Source organism: Ovoidimarina sediminis (assembly GCF_032586175.1).
GTDB classification, from domain to species: domain Bacteria; phylum Pseudomonadota; class Alphaproteobacteria; order Rhodobacterales; family Rhodobacteraceae; genus Ovoidimarina; species Ovoidimarina sediminis.
This window is the reverse complement of sequence record NZ_JAWHTE010000007.1, coordinates 1-18,942: the sequence shown is the minus strand read 5'-3', so window position 1 is coordinate 18,942 and position 18,942 is coordinate 1. Positions and strand designations below refer to the sequence as shown.

Annotated in this window: 13 protein-coding genes, 1 pseudogene and 1 riboswitch; of the genes and pseudogenes, 10 read left to right on the top strand and 4 right to left on the bottom strand. The window is 57.0% G+C overall.

What is annotated here, in order from left to right; translation table 11 throughout:
• Positions 1 to 92 precede the first annotated feature (92 nt).
• Complete coding sequence (locus RXV90_RS10045; RefSeq protein ID WP_316648500.1) at positions 93 to 527, top strand: universal stress protein; 435 nt, start codon at positions 93 to 95, stop codon at positions 525 to 527.
• Positions 528 to 549: 22 nt separating this feature from the next.
• Positions 550 to 2,094 carry an alanine/glycine:cation symporter family protein gene (locus RXV90_RS10040; protein WP_316648499.1) on the top strand — a complete coding sequence of 515 codons (1,545 nt, stop codon included), beginning with the start codon at positions 550 to 552 and terminating at the stop codon, positions 2,092 to 2,094.
• A gap of 63 nt (positions 2,095 to 2,157) precedes the next feature.
• On the opposite strand, the gene RXV90_RS10035 is transcribed toward RXV90_RS10040, so the two are convergent.
• Complete coding sequence (locus RXV90_RS10035) at positions 2,158 to 3,405, bottom strand: D-amino acid dehydrogenase (protein WP_410482356.1); 1,248 nt, start codon at positions 3,403 to 3,405, stop codon at positions 2,158 to 2,160.
• Positions 3,406 to 3,533: 128 nt separating this feature from the next.
• Positions 3,534 to 3,621: riboswitch (glycine riboswitch) on the bottom strand.
• An 85-nt stretch (positions 3,622 to 3,706) separates the two neighbouring features.
• Positions 3,707 to 5,857: an EAL domain-containing protein gene (locus tag RXV90_RS10030; RefSeq protein WP_316648498.1), complete on the bottom strand. Its 2,151-nt coding sequence runs from the start codon at positions 5,855 to 5,857 to the stop codon at positions 3,707 to 3,709.
• 360 nt (positions 5,858 to 6,217) lie between these two features.
• On the opposite strand from RXV90_RS10030, the gene RXV90_RS10025 reads away from it, so the two are divergent.
• The 8 genes from RXV90_RS10025 to RXV90_RS09990 all read left to right on the top strand — a co-directional run bounded on the left by RXV90_RS10025 (position 6,218) and on the right by RXV90_RS09990 (position 15,805).
• Positions 6,218 to 7,384 carry a tyrosine-type recombinase/integrase gene (locus RXV90_RS10025; protein WP_316648497.1) on the top strand — a complete coding sequence of 389 codons (1,167 nt, stop codon included), beginning with the start codon at positions 6,218 to 6,220 and terminating at the stop codon, positions 7,382 to 7,384.
• 347 nt (positions 7,385 to 7,731) lie between these two features.
• On the top strand, positions 7,732 to 8,892 hold the full coding sequence (locus RXV90_RS10020) for a mechanosensitive ion channel domain-containing protein (RefSeq protein ID WP_316648496.1): 1,161 nt from the start codon (positions 7,732 to 7,734) through the stop codon (positions 8,890 to 8,892).
• A gap of 137 nt (positions 8,893 to 9,029) precedes the next feature.
• Positions 9,030 to 12,581, top strand: coding sequence for a PAS domain S-box protein (locus RXV90_RS10015; protein ID WP_316648495.1), 3,552 nt, complete (start codon positions 9,030 to 9,032; stop codon positions 12,579 to 12,581).
• 10 nt (positions 12,582 to 12,591) lie between these two features.
• Positions 12,592 to 12,930, top strand: coding sequence for an STAS domain-containing protein (locus tag RXV90_RS10010; RefSeq protein WP_316648494.1), 339 nt, complete (start codon positions 12,592 to 12,594; stop codon positions 12,928 to 12,930).
• 134 nt (positions 12,931 to 13,064) lie between these two features.
• Positions 13,065 to 13,409 carry an STAS domain-containing protein gene (locus RXV90_RS10005; RefSeq protein WP_316648493.1) on the top strand — a complete coding sequence of 115 codons (345 nt, stop codon included), beginning with the start codon at positions 13,065 to 13,067 and terminating at the stop codon, positions 13,407 to 13,409.
• A 9-nt stretch (positions 13,410 to 13,418) separates the two neighbouring features.
• Positions 13,419 to 13,559, top strand: a complete 141-nt coding sequence (locus tag RXV90_RS10000; RefSeq protein ID WP_316648492.1) for a hypothetical protein — start codon at positions 13,419 to 13,421, stop codon at positions 13,557 to 13,559.
• A 287-nt stretch (positions 13,560 to 13,846) separates the two neighbouring features.
• The gene (locus RXV90_RS09995) at positions 13,847 to 15,250 is read left to right on the top strand and encodes a calcium-binding protein (RefSeq protein ID WP_316648491.1); all 1,404 of its coding nucleotides are present in this window, start codon (positions 13,847 to 13,849) and stop codon (positions 15,248 to 15,250) included.
• A 348-nt stretch (positions 15,251 to 15,598) separates the two neighbouring features.
• Complete coding sequence (locus RXV90_RS09990) at positions 15,599 to 15,805, top strand: adenylate/guanylate cyclase domain-containing protein (protein ID WP_316648490.1); 207 nt, start codon at positions 15,599 to 15,601, stop codon at positions 15,803 to 15,805.
• A 141-nt stretch (positions 15,806 to 15,946) separates the two neighbouring features.
• Here the strand turns inward: RXV90_RS09990 and RXV90_RS09985 are convergent, their stop codons facing one another.
• Together RXV90_RS09985 and RXV90_RS09980 are read right to left on the bottom strand one after the other, a co-directional pair.
• Positions 15,947 to 18,148, bottom strand: a complete 2,202-nt coding sequence (locus RXV90_RS09985) for an ankyrin repeat domain-containing protein (RefSeq protein WP_316648489.1) — start codon at positions 18,146 to 18,148, stop codon at positions 15,947 to 15,949.
• A gap of 293 nt (positions 18,149 to 18,441) precedes the next feature.
• Positions 18,442 to 18,861, bottom strand: a pseudogene (locus RXV90_RS09980) (IS5/IS1182 family transposase); the annotation flags it as partial.
• Positions 18,862 to 18,942: the final 81 nt, after the last annotated feature.

Below are 18,942 nucleotides of genomic sequence, written 5' to 3'. Positions count from 1 at the left end.
ATTTTTGCGGCACGAGAATAATTTTTCCTCATGAGCCGATTTTGCGGCTACGCTCGGGGCACGAAAAAAACCTGAAAAGACAGGAGGGAAGAGTGTCACGAAAGATTGTAATCGGCTTCGACGACAGCGAGAGCGCCAGGTCGGCCCTCGACTTCGCCACCAATTTGGCGAAGTCCGACGGTTCCGAGCTGGTGATTGCGCATGTCCTCGAATGGTCACCCTATTCGTTCCTCACCCCTGAGGAACTCGAAGAACGGCACAAACGCCGTAAGGAAGAGCTGAACCGCGCAGAAACAGCCCTGATCGGGCCGATCGCGGAAAAGCTGCGCGCCGACGGCGTGAACGTCTCGACGGTCCTGCGCTACGGGCATATCGCCGAAACGCTGTGCGCCATCGTCGAAGAGGCGGGCGCCTCACAGATCGTCATCGGCCGGACGGGTCATTCGTCCCTGTCATCCCGGCTCTTCGGCTCGGTCGCCGGCAGCCTCGCGCAAGCCTCGCCCGTCGCCGTCACGATCGTTCCATGACCAACAGACAACAGGGACACACATGAAAAAGACAACTCAGGCGTCGGTTCTGGCGCCCCTTGCCATGGTTGCGGCGGCCTCGCCCGCCCTGGCGCAATCCATCGACGAACGCGTGAACGAGATTTTCGCAAGTTCCACCGGCTGGTTCGTCAACCTGATCTTCAGCCCGTTCCCCGGAACCAGCTTTCCCTGGATCGTGGCCTGGCTCGTCGTCGCGGCGACGGTCTTTACGGTCTATTTCGGTCTCATTCAGTTTCGTGCTTTTCCCCATTCCATCGCCCTTGTGCGGGGCGACTATTCCGACCCGAACGACGCCGGTGAAGTCAGCCATTTCCAGGCACTCGCCACCGCACTGTCTGGCACGGTCGGCCTTGGCAACATCGCGGGCGTCGCGGTGGCTGTCGGGATCGGCGGGCCGGGCGCGACCTTCTGGATGATCCTCGCGGGCCTCATGGGCATGGCGTCGAAATTCACCGAATGTACGCTCGGCGTGAAATACCGCAACGAATACGAGGACGGCACCGTCTCCGGCGGCCCGATGTACTATCTGACGAAGGGCTTTGACGAGCGCGGCATCCCGGCGGGGCGCATCCTCGCCGTCCTGTTCTCGATCTTCTGTATCCTCGGCGCTCTGGGCGGCGGCAACATGTTCCAGGCCAACCAGGCTCATGCCCAGATCACGAACGTCGTGGGCGAATACCCGGGCTGGATCACCGGCCTCGTGTTCGCGGGAATCGTCTTCGCGGTCATCGTGGGCGGCCTGAAATCCATCGCGCGGGTGACCGAGAAGGTCGTGCCGTTCATGGGGATCCTCTATGTCGTGACGGCCCTCATCATCATCCTGATGAACGCCGACAAGATCGGCTGGGCCTTTGGCCAGATCTTCGAGGGCGCCTTCACCGGGCTCGGGGTTGCCGGCGGCTTCGTCGGGGCGCTGATCCAGGGCTTCAAGCGGGCCGCCTTCTCGAACGAGGCGGGCGTCGGCTCTGCGGCGATCGCCCACTCGGCCGTCCGCACGAAGGAGCCGATCACGGAAGGCTTCGTCTCGCTTCTGGAGCCGTTCATCGACACCGTCGTGATCTGCACCATGACGGCGCTTGTGATCATCATCACCGGTCAGCTTGTTTCCGACCCGAACACCGGCATGTACCTCCTGAACGAGGGCGGCACGGCGATCCAGACGGTCGACGGCAATTCCGGCGTGGCGCTCACCTCCGCGGCCTTCTCCTCGGCCTTCGGGTGGTTCCAGTACGTGCTGGCGATCGCGGTGATCCTGTTCGCCTTCTCGACGATGATCAGCTGGTCCTACTACGGTCTCAAGGCCTGGACCTTCCTGTTCGGCGAGGGGCAGACCAAGGAAATCATCTTCAAGGTGATCTTCTGCATCTTCGTGGTCATCGGCGCCGCGGCCAACCTCGGCCCGGTCATCGACTTCTCCGATGCCGCGATCTTCGCCATGGCGGTCGTCAACATCATCGGCCTCTACTTCCTGATGCCGATCGTGAAGGCGGAACTGAACAGCTATCTCTCGCGCCTGAAATCCGGCGAGATCCGCAAGTACACCTGACGCGCCCCAGCGTCGATCAAGCAAGGAAGGGCCTCCCCGACAAGCGCGGGGAGGCCCAATTCGTCAGGCGGCCTGCGCCAGCGCCACCGGCTGCACCACCCCGGCGCTCAGGTCTTCGGCCACCGATCCGGCGACGATCCGCGCCGTCGCGGCCGACAGCGTCCAGCCCAGGTGCCCGTGGCCGGTGTTGTAGAACACACCCGGCGCCTGGCCCCGCCCGACCCGGGGCAGCATCGAGGGCATCATCGGCCTCAGGCCCGCCCAGGGCGTGACGTTCTCGGTCGAGATCCCCGGGAAGTGCCGTTCGCACCATTCCGTCAACGGCCGGATCCGGTCTGCCCGGATATCGCGGTTCGCACCGTTGAACTCGGCCGTCCCGGCGATCCGAAGCCGCGTGGCTCCGAACCGGCTCGCCACGATCTTCGCCCGGTCGTCGAGCAGGCTGATCCAGGGGGCAGCCGCCTGGCTTTCGGCATCCTCGAGATTCACGGTGATCGAATAGCCCTTCACCGGATAGATGTTCACCCGGTCGCCCAGCTGGCGCGCGAACTCCCGGCTGTGGATCCCCGCGCTGACAACGACGGCATCGAAGATCTGCGCATGGCCGCCCTCGGTGATCTGCACCTTGCCGCCCAGCGCCTCAAGCCGCTCCACCGTCGCGCCGAACCGCAGAACCGCACCGCGCCGCGCGCAGGCCCGGGCAAGGCCCATGGTGAACTTGTGAATGTCGCCCGAACTGTCCGACGGCGTCACGAACCCGCCGATCAGATCGCCCTGAAGCCGCGGTTCGATTTCGCGGATCTCGTCGACACTCACCTCGCGCCGGTCAAGCCCGCCCTCGCGCAGAAGCACGTTCACCGCCCGCGCATGGGCCAGATCCTTCTGCCGGTCATAGAAGTGCAGGATCCCGCGCCGCTCCAGATCGAAATCGATCCCTTCACGCTCGGCCATCTCGAACAGAACCGCCCGCGCCTGGATCGCCAGCCGCACCGTCTCCACGGTGTTGGCGCGGTAGTTCGGAATGTTCGAAAGGAATTCCGCCATCCAGCGCATCTTGTGCAGCGTCGGCGCGGGGTTGACGAGCAAAGGCGCATCCGCCTGAAGCATCCATTTCAGGCCCTTCAGAACGGTGCCCCACTGGGTCCAGACTTCGGCATTCGACGCCGAAAGCTGGCCTCCGTTGGCAAAACTCGTCTCCATCGCGGCATAGCGGTTCCGGTCGAACACCGTAACCTCGCAGCCCCGATCGAGAAGCTCATAGGCAGTGGTCAGGCCGGTGACACCGGCCCCGATGACAGCAACTTTGGGCATGGACGTACTCCTCGCACCTGCGGCCTTCGCCGCGCGCCCCCTCCGTGCGTGGAACCTGAGAGCTTCACCCGGTCAGACCGGGCTTTCTCCTACGGTGGGCCCGTTCCCGGGCCGCTTTCCGGAGTGTTTCAACCATGCCGGTCCTTGGACCTGAGAGTTTCCGGGGCGGTTGCTCCTTCGGCGGCGGGTTCCCCCACCTTCTCCCGGCACAGTCATCACTGACGCGCGCCATAGGGGATCGCCCTGAGTCGATCAACAGAAATCTGCGGCGCGTGTGCACGCCACGCACCGCACGGCGCAGCTACGCAACGCGCCTCGCGAAGAACGGGTGCCCCAGCAAATCCCCGAGAGGCGCGGGCGGCGAGAAGAAGTGCCCCTGCAACCGGTCGCATTTCAGATCCTTCAGGATCTCGACATGCTCGACCGTTTCCACGCCTTCCGCGGTCACCCCGATCCCCAGCGTCAGACAGATGCCGATAATGGATTTCACCAGCAAGCGCGCATCCTCCGAGCCGACGATCGGGCCGACAAGCTGACGATCGATCTTCATCCGGTCAGGCGATACCCGGCGCAACGCCACGAGAGAGGCGTTTCCACTGCCGAAATCGTCCATCTCGAACCGGATTCCAAGCTCTCGCATCGCGTCGATCTGCAACATGAGGGCGTTGCCTTCCCGTTCGAAGAATATGCTCTCCAGCAGCTCGAAGTTCACCTGCCCGGGATACGTTCCCACGCATTCGCCGATTGCCGCCGGCGCTTCCATCGTCAGCCGCTTGCCACTGACGTTGAACGATAATTCCGGCGGCTCAGGCCAGTAGCTGAACGCGGCAGAACATTCGCGAACGGCGGTTTCAAGGATTTGCTTGTCGATCATCTGCAGGATGCCAAGCTCGTCGGCAACCGGGATGAAGCTGTCGGGCGTCAAGAGGCCCCTTTCCGCGTGACGCCAGCGTGCGAGCGCCTCAAGGGCCACGACCTGCCCGGTCAGCGCATCCACCTGCGGCTGGTAGAACGGAATGATATCCTGCCGCTCCACGGCGCGGATCAGGTCATCCTCCAGCCTCTTGGTCTCGCGCAGCCGCTCCAGATCGGCATGCTCGAAATGCCGGACCCTCGCGCGACCATCCCGCTTCGCCATGTAAAGCGCGATATCAGAGTTCGTCAGAAGGTCGTCGACCGTCACCTCCGGCGTCCTCGCGAGGCCGACGCTGACACCGAAGCGGCATTCCTTGCCCTCGAAAGTGACCGGCGCGGTCAGACCCGCTATCAGGTCGTCCGCCAGATCCTCCGGTCTCCGGCTCTCCGGCTCGGCCTGCATCAGCACGAAGAATTCATCGCCGCCTATGCGCGCCGCGATATCCCGCGGTCCGATCATCGTCTTCAGCCGCTTCGCAACCTCGCGCAGAACGAGGTCGCCCGCGGCATGGCCCATCGTGTCGTTGATCTGCTTGAACCGGTCGAGATCGATGTGAAGCGCGGCCAGTTCGCCCCCGGTGTTCCGGCGCTCATCGCGCAACCGCTCCAACTCCTTCGCCAGGTAGTGACGGTTGCCAAGCCCGGTTAACTCGTCGATCAGCGCCTTGCGGGAAATGTCCTGATACGCCCGCTCGAGCCGCGCGGCATATTCCTGCAGTTCGCGCTCCTTCCGAACAACTTCGGTGATGTTGATCCGGAGGGCGACGATATCGCCGTTCGGCGCGATCGAACGTAGCAGCCGGAAGTGCTCGTCCCCCGACATCTCGACATCGGCCGTCAGCGTACCGTGCCGCGCGATGTCTCCGCGACCGGCGAGGAACCCGGCGGCTTCGGCGCCTCCGTTCACGAACCTCCCATTCGTGCAGCCCAGCCGGAACACATCCCGCATGTGGATGCCCTGATAAAGGTCACCCGGATCGTCCGAAGCGGCCTTGGCGAACGCGGGGTTCCACATCACCAGCCTGTCGTCGGCATCGTAGATCGCGAAGGGATCGGGCACAGTATCTATCGCCGACACCAGGCGCTGCTGCGCGCGGCTCAGATCAGCGAGCAGTTTCTTGTGATCGGCCAGGGCCGATTCCGCCGCGATTTCCCGGTTCTTGAGATCCGTGATGTCCCGGAAGATGACCATTGAAAAGCGCCCGCCGCTGCTTTCATCGGGGATCGCGGTGAAGGCCATGCTGGCCCAGAACACCTCTCCCGACTTACGCACACAGCTTGTCTCCTCGGTGAAGTTCGTCTCGCCCAACGTGAAACGCGGAGCAACCCCGCGGATGAAATCATCAGCATGGGGGGGGTCGTGGACAACGTCAACCTCGGTTCCGATAACTTCGGTTTCGTCGTAGCCGAAGAGATCGAGGAATGCCTGGTTCACGAAGACGAACCGGGCAGTCGGCCCCCCCTTCTCGCGGAATGCGACCGAGATCGCATCCTGCGCAAAAACGGGAAGATCTGCCAGAATGTCGTCTAACGTCATTTGCTCTCAGGCCAGTCCCACCATGGACTGATACGGCCCTTCGGCTAACGAAGCTTTAAAGGATCAGCGAGATGCCGCACGCCCCGACACGGCGCGACCCGAACGCCCCGCCCCGTTCTGGACGGACACACGGAATTTGGATGGAGTGGTGAGCCGTGCAGGATTCGAACCTGCGACCCACTGATTAAAAGTCGTGTGGGCAATGTTTGTACGCGCTTCTACTGGTTTCTACTCAAGGCTTCTATTCCAATATTTTAATGTTAAAATGTGGGGTCTATAGCCATTGATGTTTCTGTACTCTTCTTGCTGTTTCCCTTCAGCTTGCTTACCTTTTGCTTACTCAGCCGAATGAGGTGGCACGTGCCAAGAGTAAAGCTCACGAAGGCTTTCGTCGATGGCGCTGCCGTTGACGTTGGAGAGAACGTCTTCTGGGATGCCGCCCTTCGTGGGTTCGGTCTTAGGGTTAAGGCTTCAGGTTCCAAGAGCTACATCGTCCAGTATCGCGATCGCCGGTCCGGTCGCTCGCGTCGCAAGACTATCGGCCAACATGGGCCGTTGATGACGCTCCATCAGGCTCGCGACATCGCTAAGGGGTATCTCGCCGATGCCATGCGTGGCCGAGATCCAGTCTCCGAGGAACGCGCCCGCCGGGACAGCTTCTCCATGCGAGATCTGGCAAATGACTACATGGCCAAGCACGCGATGCCCAAGAAGCGTGTGCGCAGCGCCGCGATGGACAAGTCACTCTTGGATCGACTGGTTCTCCCCGCAATCGGATCGCGCGCTGTTGGGGCGATTACTCACGGTGACATCCAGAGTCTCCACAACAGCCTTTCAGACAGGCCCTATCAGGCGAATCGCGTACTCGCGCTTCTATCCAAGATGTTCGAGCTTTCGGTTCGCTGGGGGTGGCGGGGCGACAATCCAGTGAAGGGCGTGCCGCGTTTCCAGGAGGAAAAACGTTACCGTTGGTTGTCCGATGCTGAGCTTGAGCGATTGATGGCGGCCCTCGATGCTCATCCAAACCAAGTCGCAGCGAATGCCGTGCGATTACAGCTCATGACTGGTGCGCGCATCGGTGAGGTGCTGACCTCGAAGTGGTCGGATTTCGATCTCGATCGCCGGGTCTGGGTTAAGCCTTCCCATCATACGAAGCAGAAGCGGACAGAGCACACTCCCTTGTCGAGTGGCGCCGTGTCTTTGCTCGGTTCAATGGCCTCGATACGGTTGGCGGACAACCCGCACGTCTTTCCTGGGCGCAAGTCAGGCCAGCCAATCAAAGATCTCAAACGTTTCTGGAAGTCAGTGACGGAAGCTGCGGGGCTTAAGGACTATCGCCTTCACGACAACCGCCACACGCACGCATCGCATCTGGTGTCCAGCGGGCACAGTCTTCCGGTAGTAGGACGTCTCCTTGGTCATACCAATCCAATGACGACCCAACGCTACGCTCATCTATCCGACGATCCGCTTCGACAGGCCGCAGAGGTGATGAGTGAGAAAATGACGCGACGATCGAAAGGCTGACCAAGCCACAGAGACCCTGCTCGCCGCGATTTGCACTCTTCGTCAGGACACTCGAAGAGATAGTACGCACCCGCACGCTTGACGACCGCAACACCCGCGAAAGCGGTCATCCGACTGAAATGCTCAGATGACTGTGTAGAGCCCGAAGCACTCATTTGTCGGCGTACGAAACGGGCGGTACATAGCCCGCCCACACACTCTGAATGCATACTAGAGATGTCGCGGAGACACATTTCTCTCTGGCACATCGGTGTCACGGCAATAGTATTGCGCTTGTCACTCGCAACGCTGTTCGGTCCTGCGAGCTGAGAACTAAGAAGAAAAAGACGCCAGGGGGGCTGTAGCGCATGAACCTATTGCAGGAAAGTCCAAGTATCAGCTTTGTACTGGTCGTTGTAGTTGCCCTTATCGCATCTCCATTGCTCCAGAGGCTGATCGGACGCGTTGCACTCCGGGTCGCAATACGAACAGAGACAGTCATCGATGACCTGATCGTCGATGCGTTAAGACCTTTCCGCTTCGTCTATGCCATTCCCGCTGCGCTCGCATTCTTCCTTGCCAACCTAGCAAGTCCCTACGAATACGCAGCACGACTAGTCTCCGGTTTGATCTTGGTCTTCCTTGCAGGCGAGACCGGCGTCAAAGTGCTTGGCGCCATCGCGGCCGTAATCCGACATCGTTCGGGCGAAAAGGGAGTGAGTTCTACCGGCTACATCGACCTGCTGAAGATCGCCGTCGTCTTGCTGTCCATCGCATTTGCGGCGGCTATTACCATCGACACTGATCTTTTAACGCTGCTCGGCGGCCTTGGCGCGGCCACAGCTGTGGCTGGCTTCATCTTCAGGGACACCCTTCACTCCATATTTGCCAGCATAAAGATAGCGTCATGGGGTTTGATACGTGAGGGCGACTGGATTTACGTTCCCAGCTTTAATGCGGACGGTCCTGTCGAGCATATCGGCCTCTACGATATCAAGGTCCGCAACTGGGATCTGACTACATCATTGATCCCTACTCATAAGGTGCTTGAGGTTGCCAACACGAACTTCGCGAGCATGCAGCGGGATGCGCGAGCGCGAAGAATACAAGAAACATTCATGTTTGATGTGTCCTCTGTTCGGCTCTGCGATCGCGAGTTGCTAGAGCGTCTCAAAGCGATCCCCGTTATCGAGGACTTGGTTGCAGAGAAACTGGAGGCATTAGGGGATCGTGACAGTGCAGGATATGATCCTGACCTCGCCGGCAAAGTAGCCACCAACTTCGAGCTTTTCGCTACATACGTGGATCGCTTCTTGCGAGCGCGAAAAGACTTGAACACGCGTCAGAGGTTTGTGTTGGTTCGCACTCTTGCACCGAGCGAACGTGGTATCCCGCTCGACATCTTCGCATTCGTCAAGAAGACCGACCTGATCGGATTTTCGAATGTGCAAACCGAGATATTCAATCATTTTCTCGTCATGATCGGCCTCTTCGACCTTCGACTGCATCAAGCTGCGATGGAGCGTTAAGCATATGGGCCTTGTCGGATACCAGCAGCGCCGTTTCCCGCTACTACATGTTGATGTGTCCCGCTTTGAGCAGGAGCATCATCAGCGCAAGTTGGGCGCTTAGAACTTTGGCGGGGAAAGGCGACATCGTTAGAGACATGGCAGAATCGACCCGAGACATTCACTCTACTGCAGATGCGAAGCCCGCCTCTTTCATTAGAAGCCTGAAGATTCGCACGAAACTACTGATCGTGCTCGTGCTGGTCGCCGCAGTAAGTGTCGGCATCTACTCTGTAGTGGAATACCGAGCCGCGAAACGGGCTTTGCTTGAGGAATCCTTCGATACGCTCGTCGCTGTGCGAGAGCTGAAAGCACAACAAATCGAGGACTACTTCTCAACCATTGCCGGCCAAGTCACGACCTTCTCTGAAAGCAGTATGATTGTAGGTGCGATGCGGGAGTTTCGGGCCGCTATCGACCTGCTGGATGAAGGTGGTGATGTTTCCGCATTGCCGGTGCTGCAGAGTTATTATGAGCAGGAGTTCCTACCTAGACTTAACGAAAACTCCTTCTCCCAAGCCCCTGAGCAGGTCGAAGCTTACCTTCCACAAGACGCGATTGCCCGATGGATGCAGACGCGATTTATCGCCGAGAACCCCAATCCGACCGGGGAAAAGCACCTGCTTGACGACACCGGAGACGGCAGCGCTTACAGCGCAGTGCATAGCCGGTATCACCCGATCATCAGAAACTACCTCGAGAGGTTCGGGTACTACGATATCTTCCTAGTCGATGCCGAAAGTGGGCGGATTGTCTATTCAGTTTTCAAGGAGGTCGATTTTGGGACTTCGCTACTTACGGGCCCATATGCTGATACAAATTTTGCCGCGGCGTTCCAGACCGCCCAGTCAGCAAGCTCTGCTGAATTTGTCAATTTTCAGGATTTTGAGGCCTATGCTCCATCCTACAACGCCCCGGCATCCTTTGTAGCTTCGCCCATATTCGACGAGGGCGACCTCGTAGGGGTCTTGGTGTTCCAGATGCCGATTGATCGCATCAACGACATCATGACGAGCCGAGGGGCCTGGAGCGATGTCGGGCTCGGCGAAAGTGGAGAAACCTATATCGTCGGTGACGACCTTCTGATGCGCAACCAGTCTAGGTTTTTGATCGAAGACCGTGACGGGTATCTCGGAATGATCCGCAATATTGGTCTCGACGAGCGTATCGTCCAAAGGATTGATGCATTCAATACGTCCATTGATTTGCAGCCCGTCGATACGAGGGGCACTCGGGCGGCTCTGGCCGGTGAAACGAACACTGAGATTTTCCCAGATTATCGCGGTGTGGCAGTGCTCTCGGCGTATCGCCTTCTTGATCTACCGGGATTGAACTGGGCGATCATGAGCGAGATCGATGAGGCTGAGGCACTCGCGCCCGCCTATCGTTTGCGGAACAGAACCATGCAACTCATGGGGTTTCTCATAGCGGGTATTATCCTCACGTCCTTCCTCTTCGCGAGAACGATGACCCGGCCGATACAGAACCTAAGCGCCAAGGCACAAAGAATAGCGAAGGGTGATCTTGGCATCACAATCGAAGCGACGGGCGGAGACGAAATAGCACAACTGGCTCGCAACTTCGACGTCATGCGTGAAGCACTACGTGAGCTGATCGAGGGGCTAGAAGAAAAGGTCGCAGATCGAACCAAAGAGCTCACTGATAGCGAGACGAGGGTCCGCTCGATCCTAAACAACGCTGCGGACAGCGTGATTGTCATTGATGAAAAAGGTTTCATCAGAGAATTCAATCCGAGCGCCGAGGAAACCTTCGGATATGAAGCGAGTGAAGTCATAGGCGGCAAAATAGATGAACTGATGCCCAAGAGGCATGCGAAAGATCACGACGCCCATCTCCAACGCTACCACGATACCGGTGAGAAACATGTCGTAGGCCGCACTCGAGAAGTCGAGGGCCTGAGAAAAGATGGTTCAGAATTCCCCATGGAGCTTCACGTTGGAGAAGCACAACTGAAAGACGAAAAGCTCTTCGTAGGGATCATCAGGGATATTACCGAACGGAAGCAGCAAGAAAAAGAAATTGCTGACAATTTGAGCTTTGTCACAACCTTGGTGGATTCCGTTCCAAATCCCATCTTTGTCAAAGATACCTCAGGTCGATACCTCAATTTCAACAGTGCCTATGAAAGCGCGTTCGGTATTCGGCGAGAGGAAATCATCGGCAAGACAGTTAAGGAGCTAGAATTCTTTCCCGAAGAGTACCGTAGCAGGCGGCACGAAGAGGATGTGCAGCTTCTCCGAGATGGCGGAAGTAGTCATCGCGAGACAAGCGTTGTGCTCGCAGATGGAGCCGAGCATGACATGCTCTTTTGGGCTCGTGCATTTGACCTATCCGATGGTTCGCGGGGCGGCGTGCTTGGCGTATTCGTCGACATCAGTCAGCAGAAAGAATTGGAGCGACAACTAGCAATTGCTAATAAGCGCATGGGGGACGAGCTCAATATTGGACGCCAGATCCAGATGAGCATGATACCTCTGACTTTCCCGAGATTTCCGGAGCACAAGGACCTTGATGTTTGGGCCTACATTCGTCCTGCACGTGAAGTGGGCGGGGATTTCTATGACTTCTTCATGATCGATGATCGGTACTTCGCGTTCGTGATTGCGGATGTCTCTGGTAAGGGGGTTCCGGCAGCACTCATGATGGCGGTTGCAAAGACGATGCTGAAGTCCCGATCACAGGACACAAAGTCCACTGCCAGTATCATCTCAGCGACAAACAACGAACTCAGCGAAAACAATGACGACTGCATGTTCATCACTGCATTTTTTGGCATTATTGATACAAAAACAGGGACGCTCACCTATACAAATGCTGGGCATAATCCGCCATACTTGATAAAGACAAACGGAACCATGCAGGCTTTGGGAGAACTGCACGGTCCGATGGTTGGGGTGATGCCGGGGGCTCCGTATGGTGAGGCCCAAATGCAGCTCGATGTTGATGACAAAATAGTCTTGTACACCGATGGTGTTACGGAAGCCTTCAATGCGAAGGGAGAAGACTACGGAGAAGCTAGGCTTGAAGCGTTCCTAGAGCGCTCCCAAAAACTGGGAACCAAGTATCTAGTCGAGTCATTAGTTCGCGATGTCGATGAGTTTGTTGGTGCAGCCGAGCAGTCAGACGACATTACAATGTTCTGCCTTCGCTACGTAGCTTGGGATGTGCGCGACGCACGGGGCACTGTGGAATTACGCCTGGCGAACGACCTCACCGAGATCGATCGTTGTCTAGCAGCACTTGGCGAAATCTGTCATCGGTTCGAGCTTCCACCGGAAATTCAAAACAACTTTTCGGTGGTGCTGGATGATCTTCTCAATAACGTGATCAGCTATGCATTTGGCGATGAGGGAGAGCACATCATCGACGTCGTGCTCTCGACCGATGGTCAACGCTTTATCGTGTCAGTCACTGATGAGGGGATCGAATTTGATCCATTCACGCGGAAAGACCCGGATACAGCTTCGTCCATTGAAGAGCGCGAAATCGGCGGACTAGGCATCCACCTCATTCGGAATCTCATGGACGATTACTCATACCGACGTGTCGAAGGCAGAAATGTCACGACGCTCATGAAGCGCTTTGCTGGCGACAAGCCGACACAAGCAGACGAAACAACAAAGAACTGAGGGAAACGACATGCATACTGAAGTGACACACCGTACAACAGACGCTGCTGTCGTGATCTACGTGGACGGAGACCTGACAACGAACACCAGCCCAGACGTCGAAGCCGATATTCTTGAGGCGATGGAGGATGAAAGCAAACACCTTGTGATCAATGTCGAAAAGGTGAATTTCATTGCCTCGACGGGTCTGCGGGTAATCCTTTCGCTGGGCAAGAAATTGAGCAGCAAAGGTCTGAAGCTGACTGTCTGCTCTATGAATCCTTCCACAAAATCTGTCTTTGAGATGTCAGGCTTCACAAAGCTTTTCCCTACATATTCGAACGAAGAAGAGGCGCTTGCAAACCTGTGAAGCTGTGGGTGCGATCTCGTCCGGCTGCGAGTATGAGAACTGAATGGAATAGAAGCATCAGTTCCGAGGTGAGTTACTTAAAGCGGAACTAATATCTGGAGCGGCGTACTGCTCCATGTGACTGGGAAAATGGAATGACGGATATGGAAATCAACTCGAAGGAAGTTGCCGGGGTGACTTTTGTAGGCCTAAAGGGCGATATTAAAAGCACAACTTCCGGTGAAGTCATGGATGCGCTGGTTGGGTTAGTTAAAGGCGGTTCCAATAAGCTACTGATCAATCTGGAAGGTGTCGATTTCATTAGTAGCGCGGGTCTGAGAAGTATTCTCGTTGCAGCCAAGCTCCTCAAGAACTCAAACGGTCAAATGAGGATTTGCGGGGCAAACGAGTCCGTTCGTAAGGTTCTCGAAACATCCGGTTTTACAAGTCTGGTGAGCCTGTACCCTGATGAAGACGAAGCGCTGGCGGCATTCACCTAAGTCACCTTATTGACTAAGAAAGACGTTTTGTCCGACCGGCAGCTTCGTCCGCGCTCCGGTCATTGCCTCAATTTCGGCGAACGTCTGGAGCCGGTGAAAGCCGCCGTTCGGGCGCGGCTCAACGGAATCTTCGGCTCCAAGGGCCTCTAAGCGCAAGAGAGCGGTCATCTTTCTATTTCGCTCAGATGACGGGGTAGAGCCCGATTCGGACATTTCACTTGCGATAGCGCTCGGCGATCTCGCGAAGGCAAGACCGAATGCGATTTCAGGGGGAGCATCTCTACATTGATATATATCAAACTCGCGATTTGCGGGTCGTGCAACCCTTTCGGAAGTTCGAGTTGTTTTGAACTGCCTGCCCCTAGGGATGAATACTTTCCGAATTTAAAGGAGTTTCAGGCTTACGGCGACTTGATCAGAAATGAGGGAGGTGTGAGTTGGCCAATATCATTGATGGAACGGAAAATGGCGATCTGCTGATTGGTACTGACGGTGCCGACATCATTAATGGCTTCGGTGGAAGCGATACTCTGATTGGCGAGGCGGGCAACGACGAACTCTACGGAGGCGCGGGCTTCGACTTTCTCGATGGAGGCGAGGGCAACGACTACATTGATCCGGGAGAGGGCAACGGCGTCATATTCGGAAGTATCGGCTCGGACACCATCGACTACTCTAATGTAGTATCGGGCTTCGCCAATCTGCTTTATCGCAATCTTAATGAAGGTATTTACGCGATACTGGATATCGATGGTGATTTCGCCGAAGTATCGAGCGGCTCGGACACTGATACAATCATTGGAATACAATCTCTCTTCGAACAGACGGACGGCATTTACTTCGAAGGGACATCTTCAGGCGATGTGTTCATCATCGATCACAACGACCTTAATGAGGCTCAACTGGTACTCGCCCCGGGCGATGGCGTAGACAGCTTTTACATAGGAGGCGATTTCAAAGGCCACGAGAGTAACACCCGTCTTTCCTTCACGTTCGGAGCAGACGGTGCGATCGTCGAAAATGGTGTATTCATTGATCTGAGCCTGGAATCTGGACAGATCATCGATGACGGGTTTGGCAACGCCGAGACGATCTCCGGCCCAGGCTATATGCGCCAGTTCTTCCTGACCTATTCTGACGATACTTTCATAGGCGGGGATGGGGACGAGCGCATAAGGGCGTATTCGGGAAACGACTACATTGACGGTGGCGGAGGCACAGACCTCCTAGATATGGGGACTAGTCAATTTCAGTCCTTGGTGATTGATCTCAGCGCGGGTACCGCAACTGGCACCTTCTTTGATCCTTGGGTTTTTGATGAACCACAGCTGTTCAACTACACGCTCGCAAACATTGAGGATGTTGTCGGGTCGCGAAGTGGCGCAGATACCATTACCGGTTCAGATGCTGATAACTATCTCCGGGGACGGGGTGGCGATGACACTTTGTCTGGCCTCGGCGGTGACGACAAACTTCAAGGGGATGAAGGCTCTGATCGGCTTTTTGGCGGGGATGGCGACGACATCCTCTTGGGAGGCCGTGATTCGGACGAGTTTATCTTCGACGGAATGGACGGGTCTGACAGGCTTCTGGATTTCGAAATTGGCTCTGATCAGATTGTCTTGATGGCCGTCAGCCTTGATTTCGATGACCTTGCGATTGCTGAGGCATTCGAGGTGAGCAACGGGCTGCTTCCTACTGAACGCCTGCCTGGCGGCGTGTTTGATCATCTAGCGGATAAGTTCCAGAAGGTCGCTGTTGTCAGCTTCGAGGAGACAGAGATAACAGTCCTGCTTGATGCTGAAGCCTCACTGAGTTCGGACGATTTCATATTCATCTGAAACGTTGATGGATTGTTCGATTTTCAAGCGGAACTGAGTGGGCTCGAAAGGCATCGGTGGCGCGCGACGAGTGACACCTCTGTCCCGCGATCCGGTCATCCAGCCCGATGTGATCGACGTCCGCTACCGCGAGAAGCCGACGTTCGCGGCGGATTTCCCCCCTCGATGACCGGTTAGTGCGGCAGAGAAGTCATCCGACAGAAAGGCTCGGATGTCTCAGGAGAGCCCGGAGCAGACACAAAGAATGCTTTACCTTTCCAGAACCAGCGGGCGGATCCACCAGTAGGCGCTGGAGCTAGTTCGCCTCTGGTTCGAGAGTCCTGAAGTAAGGGATATTGACTGAAGCCTATGAGCCGGGTTGGGGTTCACTCTGGCCAGCTGATCGTCGGCGACATCGGGTCGCCCGACCGGATCAATTACACGGTCATCGGCGATGTCGTGAACACAGCCCAGCGACTGGAGGGGCTCGGCAAGGAAGTTGATGGTGACGCAGAGTCGATCGTATTGGTCAAGGTAGCGGACGGTCGGGGTGGCGTGGGGTGGCGTGGGGTGTGAGAAGCGGACGCTCGCCCCCGCAGCGTTGAGTGGCCGGTGTGTGGAATAGGCTGGCATTCGCATGACTAGCGCTTCTCTTAGCGAAGCCAGAACTAAAATCTTTAAGGCTTGGACTACTGCTGATGGGTCTGATCTCTTGACCTACTCGTAAGCAACCCGTGCAGGATCGATCCCCAAGACAAGACAGGTCGTGGAGTCCAGCAATCCAGTGGCTTCCAAGTCGTTGCGGTGCTGGAACATGATCACCGCCGCTTCTGTGACCTTGCCCCAGACGCCGTCAAGGGGGCCCGGATCAAAGCCGCTTCGATAGAGCAGGATCTGTGCTTCCCGGATATCGCAAGCTCGTCCATCAGGATATTCGGCGATGGTCTTTGGAGACAGCAGATGCTTTTGACGGGCTGCTGAAGAAGGCGCAGCAGACTGGGTCGCATCTGCCCCAGCCGCAATTAATAGTTCTTCTATCTCAGAGGCACCGTTTTTCCGAGCGACCCACAATGGCGTACCTCCATCGTGAGCCGCAAGATCTGGATCAGCACCATTGTTGATGAGAACCTGAACTAATTCCTTTCTTCCTGTCTGAACTGCCAAGATCAGCGGCGTCACACCGTCATTCCTCTGAAGGTTCACATCCGTGCGTGACGCAAGAAGTTCAACGACATCTAGGAAACCGTGACCTACCGCTCTGTGAAGTGCGGTCTGACCTTGCGGATCCTGAAGGCCCATATCCGCGCCCTTCGCAAGCAAATGCGACAGTGCTTCGGGATGACCCCGGTCTGCTGCAAAGTAAACCGCCATGCCCCCGGCACGGGCGAGTTCCTGATCGGCATCGGATTGATTTAGAACCCGGTCCAGTACGCCTACCATTCCAGATCCGGCCGCGTACTCCAGAACTCCTCGCCCATCACCGTCCAAGATGTCGGTTCTCGCACCGCCATCGATAAGCAGGTGGGCGATCTCACCCTGGCTCTGTTGCAGCGCGATTAGAAGGGCGGTCCTACCTGACCAGTCTAGCAAGTCCATATCGGCGCCAGCCTCAATCAGAAACTTAGCAATCTCGAAATTTCCTAACTCGGCAGCCAACATAAGAGGTGTAGCACTTAGTTCCGTCCTCGCGTTGAGATTCGCGCCCAAGGCTAGAAGCCGCTGAACTGCCCCTACTTTCCCGTTATCGGCCGCAATGGTCAGTGCTGTGCCCTCACGCGCAGACCTACGCTCCAAAGACGCACCCGCCTCGATCAGGGCGTCAATCGCATCCGGCGATCCGAACTGCGACGCAAGATGAAGGGGCGTCAATCCTTCGGCCGCAGTGATGTCCGGATCTACACCCGCCCTCAGTAGCGTCTGCGCAGCGAGCACGCTGCCGTTTTGAGCCGCAATGTGGAGTGGGGACAAGCGTCCCTCCATTGTCTGAACATTTGGATTGGCTCCGGCTGAAATCAGCATTTGCATGGCTTCGGCGTTATTCGAAAAGGCGGCGAAGTAGAGCGCAGTACGGTCTCCCATCACTTGGAGATCAGGCTCGGCTCCCGCTTCCAAGAGGCGCGCAACGGTGTCCGGGTGACCGTTAAATGCTGCCTGAACGAGCGCAGTGCGCCCGAAGGCGTTTTGCCAGTTGGGATCGGCACCTGCCTCGAGGAGTAAATCGACTACGCGATCATGGCCACTAAACGCTGCCGCTAATAATGGATTTGCACCCCGCATCGGCCCTTCGTCATCGAACATCACCTCCTGCGAAGCACCTGCCTTCAGAAGAAGCCGCACATTCTCGGTTAGCCCATTTGCGGCGGCGATCAATAGTGCGGTGCCTCCAAAGATCGACCCATTTTCCTCGAGATCGACACCTGCTTCGAGCAAGAGTTCAATTGTGCGCGGGTTATCGACCTGAGCCGCAATACCGAGGGCCGACAAACCTTCAGGAGAAACGACCTTTGCCGAGGCTCCGGAGTTTAGAAGTTCTTGTACCACAAGATCGTGTCCATTGAGCGCTGCAACCATCAATGGTGTGACAGAGTTCGAGCTGATGGTGTCCAGGTTTGCACCTCTACGGATAAGGGTCCGGACTGCCTCGAGATGTCCCTCCTGGGCCGCTAGTAGCAAGGGGGTGGCATCGTTGCTGTGTCGAACATCAGGGTTTGCCCCCTGTGCTAGCTGCCTTTCAATTTCGACGACATTGCCAGACCGCGCCGCATGGAGAAGTGGGTCTTCTACTTGAGCGCCAACCTCCGAGACCAAAGCGATAACGATGAGGAAAATAAACACAGCGGACAGTAAGCAGGTCTGGACCAGGCACTGCATGAACTTCGGGCCATCAAATAGCCTTTTCAAAGTTGAGTTATGAAACAAATCAGGGCCTCCATGAGGTCGTCAGGCTCGACTTTCCAAAATAATATATTCCGATGTGCTTAGACTTGCGCTGCATCAACGCGAGCACCAAACGGCCGGTTGCGCTTGATACAGCTCACCGCAACTCCACGATGGCAGTTCGCCGCACCTTGCTTTAACGACCGCTTCAGAGAAAAAGCGAGAAGAAGGTCGAGCCCGGCCAGCTCCCGTTGAGGGGAGCGTGCAGTAAGCTGTAAGCGAAAACAGATCTAAAGCTGCCGCTACTGCTCAGTAGTAGCCTCATCTGGCGATGCCCATCCGAGCATCCCGCCGGACCCATAAGCCGTGTCTGCGGCAAGCCGCTCAGGGGTGAGATCGAACCGCTCCCGCGTGCGTTCGATCATCGTCTGCGTGGCGCCAACTTCTGTCGAGCGGATCGACCTGGTGGCCTCCACATCGAGGATCACACCATGGTCCGTGTCGATCAGGTAGTTGTCCGAGTATGCGAAGAACGCCGGACCCTTTCTGGCGCCGGTCCACTGGCTGGCAGGATCGGCGAAGGACGTAAACTTCGGTTCTACTTCGCTCGCCGCCCCGAAGGCGGCATCGTCGAGCACATCGAGATACTCGCGCACGGCACGGGGCGCAGCAGACAGGTCGATCCTGCCCGGGTCCCAGTCCGCCTGAGGCGCCGCATACTGCTTGTTGGCATCTGCCCGGATCAGGCTGGCGTCGGATGTGTCCGTCGTCAGATGATTTGGGACAGGGTGGCTTGATCTGTAACGGAGGCCCTGGCTCGTTGTGGTTCCAGCTTA

What these genes read in the sequence shown, in the direction of transcription:
- RXV90_RS10020 (WP_316648496.1), top strand. Translation starts at nt 7,732, where the DNA reads ATGAACCTATTGCAGGAAAGTCCAAGTATCAGCTTTGTACTGGTCGTT.
- RXV90_RS09990 (WP_316648490.1), top strand. Translation starts at nt 15,599, where the DNA reads ATGAGCCGGGTTGGGGTTCACTCTGGCCAGCTGATCGTCGGCGACATC.
- RXV90_RS10040 (WP_316648499.1), top strand. Translation starts at nt 550, where the DNA reads ATGAAAAAGACAACTCAGGCGTCGGTTCTGGCGCCCCTTGCCATGGTT.
- RXV90_RS10005 (WP_316648493.1), top strand. Translation starts at nt 13,065, where the DNA reads ATGACGGATATGGAAATCAACTCGAAGGAAGTTGCCGGGGTGACTTTT.
- RXV90_RS10035 (WP_410482356.1), bottom strand. Translation starts at nt 3,405, where the DNA reads ATGCCCAAAGTTGCTGTCATCGGGGCCGGTGTCACCGGCCTGACCACT.
- RXV90_RS10030 (WP_316648498.1), bottom strand. Translation starts at nt 5,857, where the DNA reads ATGACGTTAGACGACATTCTGGCAGATCTTCCCGTTTTTGCGCAGGAT.
- RXV90_RS10015 (WP_316648495.1), top strand. Translation starts at nt 9,030, where the DNA reads ATGGCAGAATCGACCCGAGACATTCACTCTACTGCAGATGCGAAGCCC.
- RXV90_RS10010 (WP_316648494.1), top strand. Translation starts at nt 12,592, where the DNA reads ATGCATACTGAAGTGACACACCGTACAACAGACGCTGCTGTCGTGATC.